This is a genomic window from Intestinirhabdus alba, assembly GCF_009711095.1.
In the GTDB taxonomy this organism is placed as follows: Bacteria; Pseudomonadota; Gammaproteobacteria; order Enterobacterales; family Enterobacteriaceae; genus Intestinirhabdus; species Intestinirhabdus alba.
On sequence record NZ_WMJZ01000001.1, the window covers coordinates 140,820 to 156,725 of the forward strand.

The 15,906-nt window shown below is 57.4% G+C and carries 11 protein-coding genes and 1 pseudogene; 7 read left to right on the plus strand and 5 right to left on the minus strand.

Features of this window, described 5'->3' with window-relative positions:
- Nucleotides 1-324 precede the first annotated feature (324 nt).
- The gene (locus GJV78_RS00675) at nt 325-1,695 is read right to left on the minus strand and encodes a di-heme oxidoreductase family protein (protein WP_155106505.1); all 1,371 of its coding nucleotides are present in this window, start codon (nt 1,693-1,695) and stop codon (nt 325-327) included.
- The gene (locus GJV78_RS00680; protein ID WP_209439217.1) at nt 1,692-2,924 is read right to left on the minus strand and encodes an ABC transporter substrate-binding protein; all 1,233 of its coding nucleotides are present in this window, start codon (nt 2,922-2,924) and stop codon (nt 1,692-1,694) included. Before GJV78_RS00680 ends, GJV78_RS00675 begins: the two co-directional genes overlap by 4 nt.
- Nucleotides 2,925-3,873: 949 nt before the next feature.
- Between GJV78_RS00680 and GJV78_RS23985 the strand changes: the two are divergent.
- The 3 genes and pseudogenes from GJV78_RS23985 to GJV78_RS00690 form a co-directional block, all read left to right on the plus strand.
- Nucleotides 3,874-4,008, plus strand: a pseudogene (locus GJV78_RS23985) (RNA-guided endonuclease TnpB family protein); the annotation flags it as partial.
- 143 nt (nt 4,009-4,151) lie between these two features.
- Entirely contained in the window at nt 4,152-4,295 is a 144-nt protein-coding gene (locus tag GJV78_RS00685) for a hypothetical protein (RefSeq protein ID WP_155106507.1), read from the plus strand.
- A gap of 853 nt (nt 4,296-5,148) precedes the next feature.
- Nucleotides 5,149-5,331 carry a con-10 family general stress protein gene (locus GJV78_RS00690; protein WP_155106508.1) on the plus strand — a complete coding sequence of 61 codons (183 nt, stop codon included), beginning with the start codon at nt 5,149-5,151 and terminating at the stop codon, nt 5,329-5,331.
- A gap of 437 nt (nt 5,332-5,768) precedes the next feature.
- On the opposite strand, the gene GJV78_RS00695 is transcribed toward GJV78_RS00690, so the two are convergent.
- From GJV78_RS00695 to GJV78_RS00705, 3 genes are all read right to left on the minus strand, one after another.
- A complete protein-coding gene (locus GJV78_RS00695; protein WP_155106509.1) occupies nt 5,769-6,518 on the minus strand; it encodes a bactofilin family protein in 750 nt (249 codons plus the stop codon).
- An 883-nt stretch (nt 6,519-7,401) separates the two neighbouring features.
- On the minus strand, nt 7,402-8,850 hold the full coding sequence (locus tag GJV78_RS00700; RefSeq protein ID WP_155106510.1) for a Cu(+)/Ag(+) sensor histidine kinase: 1,449 nt from the start codon (nt 8,848-8,850) through the stop codon (nt 7,402-7,404).
- A complete protein-coding gene (locus GJV78_RS00705; protein ID WP_155106511.1) occupies nt 8,840-9,523 on the minus strand; it encodes a copper/silver response regulator transcription factor in 684 nt (227 codons plus the stop codon). Before GJV78_RS00705 ends, GJV78_RS00700 begins: the two co-directional genes overlap by 11 nt.
- A gap of 179 nt (nt 9,524-9,702) precedes the next feature.
- On the opposite strand from GJV78_RS00705, the gene GJV78_RS00710 reads away from it, so the two are divergent.
- The 4 genes from GJV78_RS00710 to GJV78_RS00725 are packed head-to-tail and all read left to right on the plus strand — an operon-like array spanning nt 9,703 to nt 15,900.
- Nucleotides 9,703-11,085, plus strand: coding sequence for a Cu(I)/Ag(I) efflux RND transporter outer membrane protein (locus GJV78_RS00710; protein WP_155106512.1), 1,383 nt, complete (start codon nt 9,703-9,705; stop codon nt 11,083-11,085).
- Between the two features lie 28 nt (nt 11,086-11,113).
- Nucleotides 11,114-11,449 carry a cation efflux system protein CusF gene (gene cusF / locus GJV78_RS00715; protein WP_155106513.1) on the plus strand — a complete coding sequence of 112 codons (336 nt, stop codon included), beginning with the start codon at nt 11,114-11,116 and terminating at the stop codon, nt 11,447-11,449.
- A gap of 30 nt (nt 11,450-11,479) precedes the next feature.
- On the plus strand, nt 11,480-12,754 hold the full coding sequence (locus GJV78_RS00720; RefSeq protein WP_407929007.1) for an efflux RND transporter periplasmic adaptor subunit: 1,275 nt from the start codon (nt 11,480-11,482) through the stop codon (nt 12,752-12,754).
- Complete coding sequence (locus GJV78_RS00725; RefSeq protein ID WP_155106515.1) at nt 12,751-15,900, plus strand: CusA/CzcA family heavy metal efflux RND transporter; 3,150 nt, start codon at nt 12,751-12,753, stop codon at nt 15,898-15,900. The genes GJV78_RS00720 and GJV78_RS00725 overlap by 4 nt, the downstream gene beginning before the upstream one ends.
- Nucleotides 15,901-15,906: the final 6 nt, after the last annotated feature.

The window sequence follows — 15,906 nt, forward strand, 5'->3', positions numbered from 1 at the left end:
ATGGCATGGTTACCGAATGGCAAAGTCAGCTGCGCAGAAGCGGGCCGGTGAGATTTGAATATAATAAACGCGGGTGAAATATTGGCGTCATTAATCCATCAGGACGTTTGTGCCGGATATAGCCTGCAGAGGCCGTGTGCCTTAACCAATGGCGCGAATATATAAAACATTCAGGCACCCTGTTTTCGCACTATGTCAGCGATCTTCCCGCGTTCCCGGCCTGGCCTTAGAAAATAAACCGCGGGAAGCGCTGTACCTGTATTTCGTTCTGCGGGCGGCGGCCGGAAATAACGCCCGGCAGTCCGGGCGTTATTTCCGCGTGGGCTAAAGCGACTGCAAAAACTGAATAATCGCCTGCCGGTCCGCCTTGCTGAGATTTTCAAAGCGCTCCCGGGCATCCTGCGCTTCGCCATCGTGCCACAGAATGGCCTCAAGCGGGTTGCGGGCCCGGCCATCGTGCAGCAGGGTAGTATGTTCGTTAATTTTTTCCAGCAGCCCCATTCCCCACAGAGGCGGCGTGCGCCACTGGCGTCCGCTGGCAATACCGTCAGGCCGCCCGTCAGCCAGCCCTTCGCCCATGTCATGGAGCAGAAGGTCGGTGTAAGGATGCACCGTCTGCCCGCTGAGGGCCGGAAATTCCGGAAAATTACCGGTTTTTAATTCCGACCGGTGACAGCTGGCGCAGCCCGTTTCTGTGAACAATTTTTCACCGTGCCGTACTTCTGGCGCATCCTGGTTACGCCGGGCGGGAACGGCCAGCGCGTAATGATACAGAACCATGCTGTCGAGGGTTTCGCGACTTAGCTCAGGATGGGTATCATTTTTCTGCATTACGCAGGCGGTCTGCGCCGGCGGGCAGTTAGGCTCCGGAAACAGCGGCGTTGTGATCCCCATATCCCCGGCCAGCGCGGCGGCAATCTGCTGGCGCACCGTTGGTTGATTCGCTTTCCAGCCGAATCGCCCCACAACGCTGCGCCTGCTGGTCACGTCCCAGACGCGATTTGCCGTACCGGTCACGCCGCGGTTCTCCCGCCTCTGTTCGTCGGCAATAGCCATAATGTCGCTTTCGGGCACCGCTTCCAGCAGGCCAAGGCCGTACATCGCGCTGGCAACCCGGGGTGAGGCCATCACCGCGTCGTCCAGTGGGCCACAGGCAAGGTTATGAAAAGTAATTTCAGGCCGACGAAGTTCAATTTTTTCTCCGTCCGGCAGCGTTTTGTACAGGCTAATCCACTGGATACGCGCTTCGCCCTCGCCGGGGACGCCGGGCACGCCAAATTCATTGAGCTGGTCGCCATAGACAGGCTCGTGTCGCGGCCCGCCGTGGCGATCCAGCCCGGGTACGAAAAGGCGGACCAGCATACTCCTCATCGGTTCGCCAAAGACCTCCGGCGGTTGCCCCCGCCCGTTATGGGGATGGCAGGAGATACAGGAAGGGCGGTTATAGGTCGGCCCCAGCCCTGCTACCGCAGGGTTTAAAGAGGGTGAGACAACCCAGGTCTGGCGGACGAAGCTGCGCCCGGCGCTCACCAGGGTTTGCTGATGTTTTTCCAGCTTGCTCCAGACAATCTCTTCATAGGCCGCGCGATCCTGGCGGAGAGTGGTAAAATCACCGCCGGCTCTGGCAGGGGCCGTTGCGGACCAGCTTTGCCCTACGCCGCCGATGCAGATCAGTAAACAGACAATTTTTTTCATGGTGTCACCGGGGGGGTATTGGATTCCAGCAGCCGATGGGCTTCGGCCATTCTCTGGTTTAATTCGTCAATCCACTGCGTCTCAATCTTGGTACGCGCTGTCGACGTTGATTTTTCTGCTTTATCGGTAAAGGCAAAGGTCTGACGTAATTGCCTGTTTTTCTGTTGAGTATCGCCGATCGGAGGGGCCTGCAGCAGCGCGCGCGCCCGCTGAATTTCTGGTTTTCCGCCCAGCCCCGCGCTTTCAGCGGCGTGCAGCGCCTTCCATAGCGCAACCTGGCGATCGTGGTAGCGAAGCAGCGCAATCTCGAACAGACCCGATATCAGGCCCTGCCGCTCCCGACCAGCGTTCGCGTTATAGCCAGAATACTCCTGGCGGAAAGGATTTACCGTAAGGCCGGAGGTTTCGTCATACAGCGCAGGCCGTACCGGAAGCCGGTGAATGTCCGGGTGGAGCAGCAGCTTTTGTCCCTCCCCGGAGAGCACAAAGTCGACAAACTGGCGGGCGGTCTGCGGATGCTGCGCGTTGGCAAATATTGCCACCTGCGCGGGGTTATAAATTGTGCGGGAGGGGTAAGAGAAGCGGATTTTTTCACTGCCTTCCGCTCCTGGTGCGATCGAGACGAAGAAGTCCATTGTCATTCGTGCGGCAATTTCGCCGGTTGACAGGGGATCTTTGCCGTCGGGAAAGGCACCGCTGTTAAAGCGGGCATTACCGGCAGTCTCTGCCAGAATCGCCCAGCCCTTTTCCCACCCGTAGCCCTGCAGGATGGCTTCATACAGCACCGGAGCAAAACCGACGCTACCGGGTATGGGCATTTGCACCTTGTCTGCATAAGCCACTGCCGCCAGGTCGGTCCACTCTTTGGGAAGAGGCAGCCCCAGCGCTTTTACGGCGTCAGGGTTGTAGGCGATGCCGTATCCAGCCAGCTCGAATGCGGCGTAATAGTCTTCAGGATCGGAAATGGCGACGCCGCCGACGTCCCGCGGTAGCGCCTTGTGGTCAATCTGCAGCCGGGCCAGGAGCTGTTTGCGGCGCAGTAATTCGAAGTTGCCCGGCGCAGGCGACCAGTAGACGTCAATGCCTTCGCCGCCGTTTTGCAGAAAATGATACCTGGCGTCTTCGCCGTGTCGCCATAAAATTTCCACCCGTTTTCCCGGGTGAGCGCGTTCAAAAGCCGCCTGGAAACGGGTAGAGACCTCTTCGGCGTAGCTGGTCAGTACAACCACGCGGTCATCGCGCGCACTTTGCGCTAACGCGGAGGGAGAGAGCATATCTGTTAATAACAGAGACAGGAAACAGGTAAGATATAATATTTTTATACTATAAATTCTCTTGGAATTATTACATTTCATTATGTTTTAACCGGGTTATTGATGAATAACTGATGCCTGCCGGTCCACTCTTTTAATATACCCGTCATACTTCAGGCTGCATGTGTGTTGGCTTCGGGTTACTCGTCTCATCCTTGAGACTCGCCCTGACGGGCCACCGCTGCGCGGCGTTCAAATCGGTTCCGGACGGCCCAGGCCATGCTTCCGGGGATGAATGAGAAACATCCTTGTCCCTCACCGAAGGCGACCTGCGGTCGGGAAAATTCGTTCCTGACGAATTTGTCGCTCGCTTGCCGCGTGATTCGGCCTGAGGGCCTCACCCCTTCGGGGCCAGCCCGGGGGCTGTTCAAAACGCGCTGCGTTTTGTCCTGCAACTCGAATTATTTAGGGTATAAATAGCGTAAGTTAAAACGTTACGGCGACTGGCACGGGAAGGTTCACGCTCGGGTAGCGTAATATATTGCTTTATATTTCGTAATCTGAATTTTTTAAAACAGTGACTGGACGCAAACTTTTTTATAAAAACTGAAGAGAATTACCCGGTGGGTCATTTGTGAAAGAAAACGTGTTTTTATTTCTTTACGCTGTATTACTAATATTCAAAGGGAGCGTTGCCAATATAAAATAATATCATTACTCTGCGATTGTTATATTGTTTTTTATATATCGAATTGTAATGGGATAAACACGTTAGCAATAAAGTAACAGCCAGTGGCGGAGTTTGTTGTCGATATGGAGAAGATAACGCCGGATGACGTAGCGCATAAGGGGGCCGTGAATCGCTGAAAACGCCGGCTTAAGGGGAGGGGAAGATCTGTTTCCCATACTTCAAAATTACACATTCATTAACCGGGGTGCAGCCGGACGATACTTTGTCTCATGCCTTTGTGAGTTTGTACCTGTATCACTGCCGATCGCCGCTAAAACGGCCGGCATTGATATAGGTTTAAAAGATTTGTCCGGATTCAAACCGGATAATCGTTAACGCGACCCGTAATATCAAAGCTGCCGGGCAGGCAGTGTTAGCCCACAGAAAAGCTGTAAATCCTGAATCGCGTCACGCGGCTCAGGTTCGGCTCAGTGAAGTGGGAATCTTCGACCTTTAGGGCAGGGAGCAGTCAAATGAATCAAAACGGCGACAGGCTGGCCGGTTTTGCCCCGGGCAATCTGAAGTTCAGCGTCACGCCCCGCGAGCTGTCTGACGTTACCGTGCGCCGACGCCCGCTACCGCGATACGGACCATCCGGCGGACGGGCGCTGCTATAACGCATAGCTTTCTAAGCGGGAGCGCCCTTTGGCTCACGTAACGCGCTGAAGTAATAAAAGTTCGCCGCATACTGACCACTAAAGAGCAGGCGTCGCTCTGGCTTGCGATTTTCTTAATTCCGCGGCTGGCCGGAATAACCATCGTGCCGTTCGTTATACTGCGGCCGGGTAGGGATACCCTCAACGGTAAAAATAGATCGGCGGGCGGACGTTACGGGAGCCAGTAATTACCGCTGGAGCCAGTAAAAACAAGCGCAGGGAGCTGCCGGGCGTAACGGTACGGTAAAAGGTGGGCCGGAGACAGCTAAGTAAAAAAGAAGGGGTGCCGGAGGTAGGCACCCGCGATCGAAGGCGATCAAAAAGTGGCTTGCATACAGCAATGTCGGAAATAAGGAACCTATTGCTGTGGCGATAATATACACCTGCGCTCTGGTTCGAGGCAGAAAAGTGGTGTCTTTTTCTGGACTTATACACCAAATTTATATCAGGCGCGCTGCACGCCGGGGGCGCTTTGGCCGCCTTTTTCGCGCCGTTTCCCGTTTTGCCTGGCCTGAGTTTTTGCGATAAATCCGCTTGTTGGTCTGAGATTAATAATCTACTCAATAAAAAATAATAATTTACATTTTGTCAAAAGATGCTGGCAATGTATTTTTTATTTTTGCTAAGCTCAGTTAATTGAATGGTTAATCACGTTTTTTTGTTGCGTAAATATGTAAACAAGCGAGGCCGTAAATAAATATATTATCTGCTCGCACCTTGACGAATATTATCCAGAGACTAGATTTACTATTCGAGTATACGCGATATGAATTTCATATCTTAATTGGTAAACACAACACAATGAGGCTTCATTATGGCAGAACATAGAGGCGGTTCCGGTAACTTCGCAGAAGACCGTGAAAAAGCATCTGAAGCAGGCCGTAAAGGCGGTCAGCACAGCGGTGGAAACTTTAAAAACGATCCGCAGCGCGCATCAGAAGCAGGTAAAAAAGGTGGTGAGAATAGCCACGGCGGCGGACGTAAGTCTGATAAATAACGCCCGCGTGGTGTAATTCTTACTTCTTGCTCGTTAAATAAGACAGCTGCGGACCTGGCGGTTCGCAGCTGTATTTTTGGCTTACATTAGAGACTATTGGATATATTCGGAATCTTTCTGCTTCCGGTACAGGTAAAAGTACGCCACTGCCCTCAGCGTTATCCCTGGCCCCGCCGTCGGTTAAATCTTATTTTACTGCCCCGATTGCGATATTACTTATTCAATTAAGCGTTATTTAATGGAAATTATCGTCAGGCAAATGAGCTAACACGCGATAAGACAGCTATTTTCGCGGCGAATGGATCGACTCGTCGTCATGGACAAGGGCTAACCTGCTGGTGGCCAGGCGCTCCGTCGGCGCAGGCCGTTCGCGGTGGAACGGCGGCCCGACAAGAAAGCAATAAGCCGGAGACCGCCCGGCTTATTGCCTGCGACGGCTACTCTTTATACAGGCTGGCGATTTCAGCGCCTGAACCAGAATTTGTTCCGGTTAGCATATCCCGGGAGCTGCTGTAGCCATGTTTACGATGTTCTTCTTCATCGCGCGGCAGTGAATTACCATAGAAGCGGCCATTTTTATGAATAGCCAGAGAGTCGCTTTTCACCTGGCCATTGACCATACCCTGCGCGTTAATACTTACCTCGCCGCCGATGCAGTTGCCGTTGAGCACACCGTCAACCGCAATGGCGAAAGCGATAATATCCCCTTCAACGTGGCCGCTTTTCAGTATATGTACCGTTTTCTCAGAGCGAATAATACCGTCAATGCGTCCGTTTACGTGAATATCGCTGGTAGAGTTCAGCTCACCCTTAATGATGCAGGTTTCGGGGATGACCGCGACGGAAGGTTCGTTTTGTGCCTGCACGACGGGCTTAACGCTAAGTTCGACGTCGTCACCCAAATTGGTCACCTGGCTCGGCTTCAACGAAGCGGCAATATCGGTGTTCCTCTCGGGTATTCTGTCGGCAAATGTGAGGTTTTGCTCTTTACGTTTAAACATAGATCTGATCCTGATTAACGATGACATGTAACGAACGGCATAAACCAGACCGCCGCTCAATATAATTGCAGCAATGAGCTTCCAGCGCGTTTTTACGATTGTATAGAAATATTGGTCACCCACCCCGAAATGAATGATGAGGTATATCCAAAGCCCCCAGATCAGCCAGAGAAGGTTATATTGCATAAGGCTTTACACTTGTCCTTCGATCTATACCCGTCATACTTCAAGCTGCATATACGTTGGCTGCGCTCACTCACCCCGGTCACATAGTTTGCTATGCTGCCGGGGACTCGCTCGCTTGCCGCCTTCCTGCACCTCGAATTATTTAGGATATATACCCGTCATACTTCAAGTTGCATGTGCGTTGGCTTTATTCGGCCCTGCGGCCTCACCCCTTCGGGGCCAGCCCGGGGGCTGTTCAAAACGCGCTGCGCTTTGTCCTGCAACTCGAATTATTTAAGGTATACTTCTCTTAAGCGGTAAACGGAGGAATTTACGATAACATTGGGCTAAAAGATTCACAATAAGAAATATGTTGTGCGAAACGTCCTGGTACAATAATTAGCGGCGTAAATTAATAAGATAATAATGGTGTCAGGCAAATCTGTTAACTACTAATAAACGAGGAATAATCTGTAATCTATAATTTTCTCACCAGGAATTCACCTTAATTATTACTTTGGCTAAATAAATAAAAGCCATCTGCCGCAGAGGAACTGCGGCGTCAGCCCGCATTTTTCCGATTTTTTAAAACAAAGCAGACCATTTTTTGTGTGCACGATCACTGTTTACTTTTATGAATGCCAAATAAAAAAATTCCACGGTATTTTTCCGGACTCTTTATGTTTTATCAGAATATTCACGGAACTTCGCGGCTAATTACCCTTTCAGGTGTCTGATAAGCGCCAGCAAATAGCCAACGACGGTAGTCCTTATCCGGTCCATTTTAAGAGTAATCCTGGACGCTATCGTATTCCGTGATGGCATTTCCTGGCCATTTTTTATTTTTCCCGCAGCGTCATTAACGTCCGCGTGGAGCAGGCGCGTTTCCCCGCGCCGGATCGGCTCAGGATGGCGAACAGGGGCGGGCGGGCAGCGACAGGGTAAAGCGGGTGACGCGGGCGTCAGAGCTGACCGACACGCTGCCCCGGTGAGCGGTGGCGATGGATTTGACGATGGCAAGCCCGATGCCGCTGCCTTCGCCTTTGCGCTGTCGGGACGGGTCCACGCGGTAGAAGCGATCGAACAGCCGCGGCAAGTGTTCGGCGGCGATGGCCGGACCGGGGTTTTCCACGCTGATATGCCGCAGCGTCTCCTCTTGCGCTACCCGGACGGTAATCGCCGCGCCCGGCGGCGTATAGCGCAGGGCGTTCGAGAGTAAATTGCTGATGGCCCTGCGCAGCATAATCGGATCGCCCTCCGCCCGACAGGGAGGCCCTTCAAGCCGCAGCGTCACCTTGCGCTCCTCGGCCAGCGCTTCGAAAAAGTCGAATACTTTGCCGATCTCGTCGATAAGGTCGAGCTGCTTTTTCTGCGGGATCAGCTGGTTGTTATCCGCCTGGGCGAGAAACAGCATATCGCTGACCATCACCGACATGCGGGCAAACTCCTCAAGGTTAGAGTAGAGCACCTCTTCTAACTCCTGGCGGGTGCGGGGCTGGCTGAGGGCGATCTCCGTCTGGGTGACCAGGTTGGTGATCGGCGTGCGGATCTCGTGGGCAATGTCGGCGGAAAAGTTAGACTGGCGGGTAAAGACGTCCTCAATACGCTCCAGCATATGGTTAAAGGAGATAACCAGCTGCTCCAGCTCGATGGGCACCGCCAGCGGGTCGAGACGTACGTCAAGATCTCTGGAGGTGAAATTGTGAATGCGGCGGCTGACCCGGCGCAGCGGTGCGTGGCCCTTATAAACGGCAAACAGAATAATAATCACGATCAGGATGCAGATGAGCGAAGCCGTCACGGTAAGCTTATTTTTCAGCCCGTTAATGTAGTGCAGGTGAAAATCGATCGACAGCGCCATGTAGAGAATATAGGCCGGTTTTTCGCCGGACGGATAGCTCACCGGCAGCCGCACCATCCGCCAGCTGCCGTGCGCGCCGCGTTCGGTCGTCGGCATTGCCGGATCGGAAAACAAATACACGTTGCCGCCGGGGAGGCTGTAGTCCGGGGTCGCGTGACTCAGCAGCAGGCGAATATCGGGCGCGCCGGGAGTGTGGAAAAGCGCCTTTCCGTCGGCGTCCTCCAGCGAGATAATCAGGTTCGAATAGCCGGAAACCACGTTTTTCAGGATCTCCACGCGGCGGGCTTCCGGCTCGTCGGATTGGGTCAGAACGCGCTCCAGGGATGCGCCAATGCCGGTGAGATCGTTAATGTCCTGTTGCGCGAAATGCACGTTCACGGACTGGATCATTATCCAGGCAAAGGCGAAAAAAGCGGCGATGGTGGCGAGGCTGATAAAAAAGGTCAGGCGGGTCGCCAGCGAAAAGGGGCGCGCCAGCGGCTTACTGCTCATCCGGTGCCTCAAGCATATAGCCGACGCCGCGGACGGTCTGAATCAGCTTCGGCGTATAGTCATTGTCGATTTTGCCGCGCAGCCTTTTAACGGCCACGTCGATGGCGTTGGTATCGCTGTCGAAATTCATGTCCCACACCTGGGATGCAATCAGCGAACGGGGCAGCGCCTCCCCCTGATGGCGCAGTAAAAACTCCAGCAGGGTGAACTCCTTGCTGGTCAGGGTGATGCGCGTTCCGCCACGGGTGACCCGGCGGCTGACCAGATCGACCATCAGATCCGCGACCTGAAACTGGCTTTCGACCATCACCGCCGCGCCGCGACGCAGCAGCGTTCTGACCCGCGCCAGCAGTTCGGCGAAGGCGAACGGCTTAACCAGGTAGTCGTCGGCCCCCAGCTCCAGCCCTTTTACCCGCTGCTCAATACTGCCCAGCGCGGTCAGCAGAAGGACAGGCATTGCCTTATTCGCCGCCCGCAGCATCCGGACGATATCCCAGCCGTTAACGTCCGGCAGCATGATGTCGAGGATCAGCAGATCGTAGTCGCCGGTAGTCGCCAGATGGTAGCCGTTCAGGCCGTTGGTCATCAGGTCCACCACGAAGCCCGCCTCGCTCAGCCCTTTACACAGATATTCGCCGGTCTTTTTTTCATCCTCGACAATCAAAATTTTCATCACGTCTCCTTCACACGCATCGGGGCGGCCGACCAATTGTAAAGTTGCCGGATCGGATAGCAATCGCTTATTGGCAAAATGACAGCTTTGTCATTTTTCCGTCACCGGTTAAACAGCGAGCCTCCGGTAAAGTTTGTCCTGGACATCCACATGTTACTCAGGGACATAGCTCAGTTTTTATGCGTACGTTCAGGTTTTTCATTCTCGGTGCGGCGTTTATTCTCTCCGGCTGCTCGCTGGCACCGGCCTGGCAGCAGCCGGCGCTGCCGATACCGCAGCGCTTCTCGCTCAGCCAGAACCGGCTGGTTGATGCGCCTGCTGCGGTTCAGGACGTCGGCTGGCGGCGCTTTTTTGTTGATGAGCAGGCCAGGGCGCTAATCGACGAGGCCCTGCGCAATAACCGCGATTTACGGATGGCGGCGCTGAAGGTACAGGAGGCGAGGGCGCAGTATCGGGTGACCGACGCCGACCGCTACCCGCAGCTTAATGCCCAGGGTAGCGGCGGCTGGAGCGGCAAGTTGAAAAGCGATGCCGACAGCGTCCGTGAATATAAGGCTGGCCTGGACCTGAGCGTGGACTTCGATCTCTTTGGTCGGCTGAAGAATATGAGTGAAGCCGGCCGGCAGCGCTATTTCGCCAGCGAAGAGGCGCGGCGGGCGGTGCATATCCTGCTGGTTGCGAACGTGGCGCGGAGCTATTTCAGCCAGCGGCTGGCGGCTGCGCAGCTAGAGCTTGCCCGGCAAACTCTGCGCAACGACCGGCAGTCCTACGCCTTTGTGGAGAAGCAGCTGCTGACCGGCAGCGCTAACGTGCTGGCGCTGGCGCAGGCGCGCGGCGTGATTGACAACGCCCGCAGCGAGGTGGCCCGGCGCGAGGGCGAGCTGGCGCAGGCTAACAACGCGCTACAGCTGCTGCTGGGCAGCTACGGAAAGTTACCCGACGATCGTCCCGCGGGGGAGGGCGATATCCGGAGCGTGACGCTTCCGCCGTCCCTCTCTTCGCATATTCTGCTGCAGCGCCCGGATATTATGGAGGCCGAACGCACGCTGATGGCGGCCAACGCCGATATCGGCGCGGCGCGGGCGGCCTTCTTTCCCTCTATTACTCTGACCAGCGGCCTCTCTGCCGCCGGCAGTGACCTTTCAAACCTGTTCAGCGCGGCGGGCGGGGCATGGAACTTTATCCCCCGGCTGACGCTGCCAATCTTTAACGGCGGCCGCAACCGGGCCAACCTTGAGCTGGCGGAGATTCGTCAGCGGCAGGCGGTGGTTGGCTATGAGCAAAAAATACAGAACGCCTTCCGGGAGGTTGCCGATGCGCTGGCTCTGCGCCAGAGCCTGGCCGACCGGACCCTCGACCAGCAGCGCTACCTGGCCTCGCTGCAGGTGACCCTTCAGCGGGCGCGCGCCCTCTATCGGCACGGTGCCGTCAGCTATATCGAGGTGCTTGACGCCCGGCGCGCGCTTTTCGCCACGCGGCAGGCGCTGCTCGATCTTAACTACGCCCGACAGGCTAACGAAATTACCCTTTTTACCGCCCTCGGCGGCGGCTGGGTGGAATAAACGATCTTTTATAACAGGAGAATCAACAATGCATACGGTAATTAAAGCGGCTGTTTTCAGCGTTTGCTCACTGGCGCTGTTTAATGCCCGGGCGAATGAAGCCCACGGCGAGGCGATGAGCGAGGCCGCGCAGGCGCAGGCCATTGCCGCCACCGGCGTAATCGAGGGCATTGACCGGGCAAGTAATAAGGTCACCATCGCCCACGATCCCATTCCCGCGCTGGGCTGGCCGGCGATGGTTATGCGCTTCACGCTGACGCCGCAAACGGCGGCGGGCGAGATTAAGCCGGGCGATAAGGTGGCGTTTCACTTTATTCAGCAGGGCGCGCTCTCGCTTCTGCAGGATATTCAGGTCAGCCGGTAAGTTTAACCTGAACAGAGCGTAACGGCGGGCATGATGAAGATGAAAAACAGAGCGCTGGTGACTGGCAGCCTGCTGGTGGGGGCCGCCATCGCCGCCGGCGTCTACGTCTGGTCGGGGGACGCGATCAACGCCGCCCCGCCAGCGCAGACGCAGGCGCGAAAGGTGCTGTTCTGGTACGACCCGATGTACCCCAATACGCGGTTCGATAAGCCGGGCAAATCACCGTTTATGGATATGGATCTGGTGGCGAAATATGCCGATGAAGCGCCGGAGGCCGCAGGCGCGCCGGGCGTACGCATTGATCCGACCCTGACGCAGAATCTGGGCGTCAGGGTCGAGGTCGTGCGCCGCGGGCCGCTGAGCTGGTCGCAAACCTTTCCCGCCAGCGTGGGCTATAACGAGTACCAGTACGCTATCGTGCAGGCGCGCGCCGCCGGGTTCGTTGAAAAGGTCTGGCCGCTGACCGTTGGCGACCGGGTTAAAAAGGGCGCGCCCCTTATCGATCTGACCATTCCTGACTGGGTGGAGCCGCAGGGGGAATATCTGCTGCTGCGCGAAAGCGGCGGCGATACGGCCCAACTGGAGGGGATTCTTGAGCGACTGCGGCTGGCGGGGATGCCGGAAGAGGCGATCCGCCGCCTGAAGTCGACCCGCAGGCTCCAGACCCGTTTTACCCTCAGAGCGCCCGTTGACGGGGCCATCACCGCCTTTGACCTGCGCGCCGGAATGAATATCGCCAAAGATAACGTGGTGGCCAAAATACAGGGCATGAATCCGATCTGGATCGGCGTCGCTGTCCCGGAGTCGGTGGCCTGGATGGTCGACAATCCATCACAGTTTACCCTTTCCGTTCCGGCGCGACCGGACGGGCGGTTTGCCGTCGCCAACTGGCGCGTTCTGCCCGGCGTCGATGCCGTTACCCGTACGGTACAGCTGCGCCTGGCGGTGGATAACGCCGACGAAGCGCTCAAGCCGGGAATGACGGCGTGGCTACGGGTGCAGGCGAACAGCGAGCCAATGCCGCTGATCCCGTCGTCGGCGCTGATCGATACCGGCCGCGAGCAGCGGGTTATTACCGTTGACGGCGAGGGGCGCTTCGTGCCGAAGCGGGTTTCCGTCTTCCGTGAGTCCGGCGGGATAACGGCGCTACGCGACGGGCTGAAGGAGGGGGAGAAAGTTGTCACTAACGGGCTGTTCCTGATCGATTCTGAAGCCAGCATCTCCGGCGCGCTGGAGCGGATGCGCGCGTCGACGGCCGGCCTGGCCGACGCGGCGGGCCACCCCCATAAAGGAGCAAGCCAATGATCGCATGGATTATTCGCCGCGCGGTGGCTAACCGTTTTCTGGTGACGCTGGGAATACTGTTTCTTAGCGTCTGGGGGACCTGGACCATTGTGCATACCCCGGTGGACGCGCTACCCGACCTCTCGGACGTGCAGGTGATTATTAAAGTCAGCTATCCGGGACAGGCACCGCAGATTGTGGAAAACCAGGTGACCTGGCCGCTGACCACCACCATGCTGTCGGTGCCGGGAGCGAAAACCGTGCGCGGCTTTTCGCAGTTCGGTAACGCTTATGTCTACGTTATTTTTGATGACGACACCGATCCCTGGTGGGCGCGATCCCGGGTGCTGGAGTACCTTAATCAGGTACAGGGCAAGCTGCCAGCCGGCGTCAGCGCGGAGATGGGGCCGGACGCCACCGGCGTTGGCTGGGTTTTTGAGTATGCGCTGGTGGATCGCAGCGGGAAACACGATCTGGCCCAGCTGCGTTCGCTGCAGGACTGGTTTTTAAAATATGAGCTGAAAACCCTTCCCGACGTGGCGGAGGTGGCCTCCGTCGGCGGCGTGGTGAAAGAGTATCAGGTGGTGGTTGATCCGCTGAAGCTCGCCCAGTACGGCATCAGCCTTGCCCAGGTGAGGACGGCGCTCAGCGCCGCAAACCAGGAGGCGGGCGGCTCCTCGGTGGAGCTGGCGGAGGCGGAATATATGATTCGCGCCAGCGGCTATCTGCAAAGTCTGAACGACTTTAATCATATCCTCCTGAAAACCACCGACGGCGGGGTGCCGGTTCTGCTGCGCGATGTGGCCCGCGTACAGATCGGGCCGGAGATGCGTCGCGGCATTGCCGAGCTGAACGGCGAAGGCGAAGTGGCGGGCGGCGTGGTGATCCTGCGCGCCGGCAAAAACGCGCGGGAGGTGATTTCCGCCGTCAGGAACCGGCTGGAGACGCTGAAAAGCAGCCTGCCGGAGGGCGTTGAAATAGTTACAACATACGACAGGAGCCGGTTAATCGACCGCGCCATCGATAACCTGAGCCACAAGCTGCTGGAGGAGTTTATCGTGGTGGCGCTGGTCTGCGCGCTGTTTCTGTGGCACGTCCGCTCTGCGCTGGTGGCTATCGTCTCCCTGCCTTTGGGGCTCTGCATTGCCTTTATTATGATGCGCTTCCAGGGGCTGAACGCCAATATTATGTCGCTTGGCGGGATCGCCATCGCCGTTGGCGCGATGGTGGATGCCGCTATCGTGATGATCGAAAACGCCCACCGGAGGCTGGAGGCGTGGGCGCACCAGCATCCGGGCGAGAAACTGGACAACGAAACGCGCTGGCAGATTATCGCCGACGCCTCGGTAGAGGTCGGCCCGGCGCTGTTCATCAGCCTGCTGATTATCACCCTCTCGTTTATCCCGATTTTTACCCTGGAGGGGCAGGAGGGGAGGCTGTTCGGCCCGCTGGCGTACACCAAAACCTGGGCCATGGGCGGGGCCGCGCTGCTGGCGATTGTGGCGATCCCCGTGCTGATGGGCTTCTGGATCCGTGGGCGCATCCCGGCGGAAAACAGTAACCCGCTCAACCGGCTGCTGATCCGCCTGTACCATCCGCTGCTGCTCAGGGTGCTGCGCTGGCCGAAGCTCACCCTGCTTACGGCCGCGCTGACGCTCCTGACGGCGATCTGGCCCTTAAACCGGATCGGCGGCGAGTTTTTACCGCAAATTAATGAAGGCGATCTGCTCTATATGCCCTCCACGCTGCCGGGGATCTCGGCGGCGGAGGCGGCAAGCGTGCTGCAAAAAACCGATAAGTTAATTATGACGGTGCCGGAGGTGGCGCGGGTATTTGGCAAAGTCGGCAGAGCGGAAACGGCGACGGACTCCGCGCCGCTGGAGATGGTGGAAACGACCGTTCAGCTGAAGCCGCAGAGCGAGTGGCGTCCGGGGATGACCATGGAGAAGCTTATCGACGAGCTGGATAAAACCGTGCGCCTGCCGGGGCTGGCGAATCTGTGGGTGCCGCCGATTCGCAACCGTATCGACATGCTTTCAACCGGCATAAAAAGCCCCATCGGCATTAAGGTGAGCGGCGGGTCGCTGGCGGATATCGACGCCGCCGCCGAACAGATCGCCGGGGTTGCCAGAACGGTGCCGGGCGTCGCCTCCGCGCTGGCCGAAAGGCTGGAGGGCGGCCGCTATCTTAACGTGGACGTCGATCGCGAAAAGGCCGCCCGCTACGGGATGAGCGTGGCCGACGTGCAGCTGTTCATTACCTCGGCGGTAGGGGGGGCGAAGGTCGGGGAGACGGTGGAGGGCATTGCGCGCTATCCCATCAGCCTGCGCTACCCGCAAAGCTGGCGCGACGGCCCGCAGGCCCTGCGCCAGCTGCCGATCCTGACGCCGATGGGGCAGCAGATCGCCCTTGGCGATGTGGCGGAGATTACGGTAGCCACAGGCCCGTCGATGCTGAAAACCGAAAACGGACGCCCCGGTGCCTGGATCTACATTGACGCCCGCGATCGCGATATGGTCTCGGTGGTGAACGATCTGAAAAAGGCCATCGCCGACCGGGTCCGGCTGAAGCCGGGAACCAGCGTCGCCTTTTCCGGCCAGTTTGAGCTGCTGGAGCGGGCCAGTCAGAAGCTGAAGCTGATGGTGCCGATGACCCTGCTGATCATCTTTGTCCTGCTTTATCTGGCCTTTCGTCGGGTAGGTGAAGCGCTGCTGATCGTCGCCAGCGTCCCCTTTGCGCTGGTGGGAGGGATCTGGTTTCTCTACGGAATGGGGTTTCATCTGTCGGTGGCCAGCGGCACCGGATTTATCGCGCTGGCGGGGGTGGCGGCGGAATTTGGCGTGGTCATGCTGATGTATCTGCGCCACGCCGTCGAAGCGGAGCCGGCGCTGGAAAACCCGCGCATCTTTACGCCGCAAAAGCTGGACGAGGCCCTGTACCACGGCGCGGTGCTGCGGGTGCGTCCCAAGGCGATGACCGTGGCGGTCATTATCGCCGGCCTGCTGCCCGTGCTGTGGGGAAGCGGTGCCGGATCGGAGGTTATGAGCCGCATCGCCGCGCCGATGATTGGCGGCATGATCACCGCGCCGCTGCTGTCGCTGTTCATCATTCCGGCCGCCTGTAAGCTGATGTGGCTGCGCCGGCATCGGCTGCAGGCCGATCGGTAAAGGGGA

Bases quoted from the DNA above. Each gene is read 5' to 3' on its own strand.
- GJV78_RS00675 (WP_155106505.1), bottom strand. From the start codon at position 1,695: ATGAAAAAAATTGTCTGTTTACTGATCTGCATCGGCGGCGTAGGGCAA.
- GJV78_RS00685 (WP_155106507.1), top strand. From the start codon at position 4,152: ATGAATCAAAACGGCGACAGGCTGGCCGGTTTTGCCCCGGGCAATCTG.
- GJV78_RS00690 (WP_155106508.1), top strand. From the start codon at position 5,149: ATGGCAGAACATAGAGGCGGTTCCGGTAACTTCGCAGAAGACCGTGAA.
- GJV78_RS00695 (WP_155106509.1), bottom strand. From the start codon at position 6,518: ATGCAATATAACCTTCTCTGGCTGATCTGGGGGCTTTGGATATACCTC.
- GJV78_RS00700 (WP_155106510.1), bottom strand. From the start codon at position 8,850: ATGAGCAGTAAGCCGCTGGCGCGCCCCTTTTCGCTGGCGACCCGCCTG.
- GJV78_RS00705 (WP_155106511.1), bottom strand. From the start codon at position 9,523: ATGAAAATTTTGATTGTCGAGGATGAAAAAAAGACCGGCGAATATCTG.
- GJV78_RS00710 (WP_155106512.1), top strand. From the start codon at position 9,703: ATGCGTACGTTCAGGTTTTTCATTCTCGGTGCGGCGTTTATTCTCTCC.
- cusF (WP_155106513.1), top strand. From the start codon at position 11,114: ATGCATACGGTAATTAAAGCGGCTGTTTTCAGCGTTTGCTCACTGGCG.
- GJV78_RS00720 (WP_407929007.1), top strand. From the start codon at position 11,480: ATGATGAAGATGAAAAACAGAGCGCTGGTGACTGGCAGCCTGCTGGTG.
- GJV78_RS00725 (WP_155106515.1), top strand. From the start codon at position 12,751: ATGATCGCATGGATTATTCGCCGCGCGGTGGCTAACCGTTTTCTGGTG.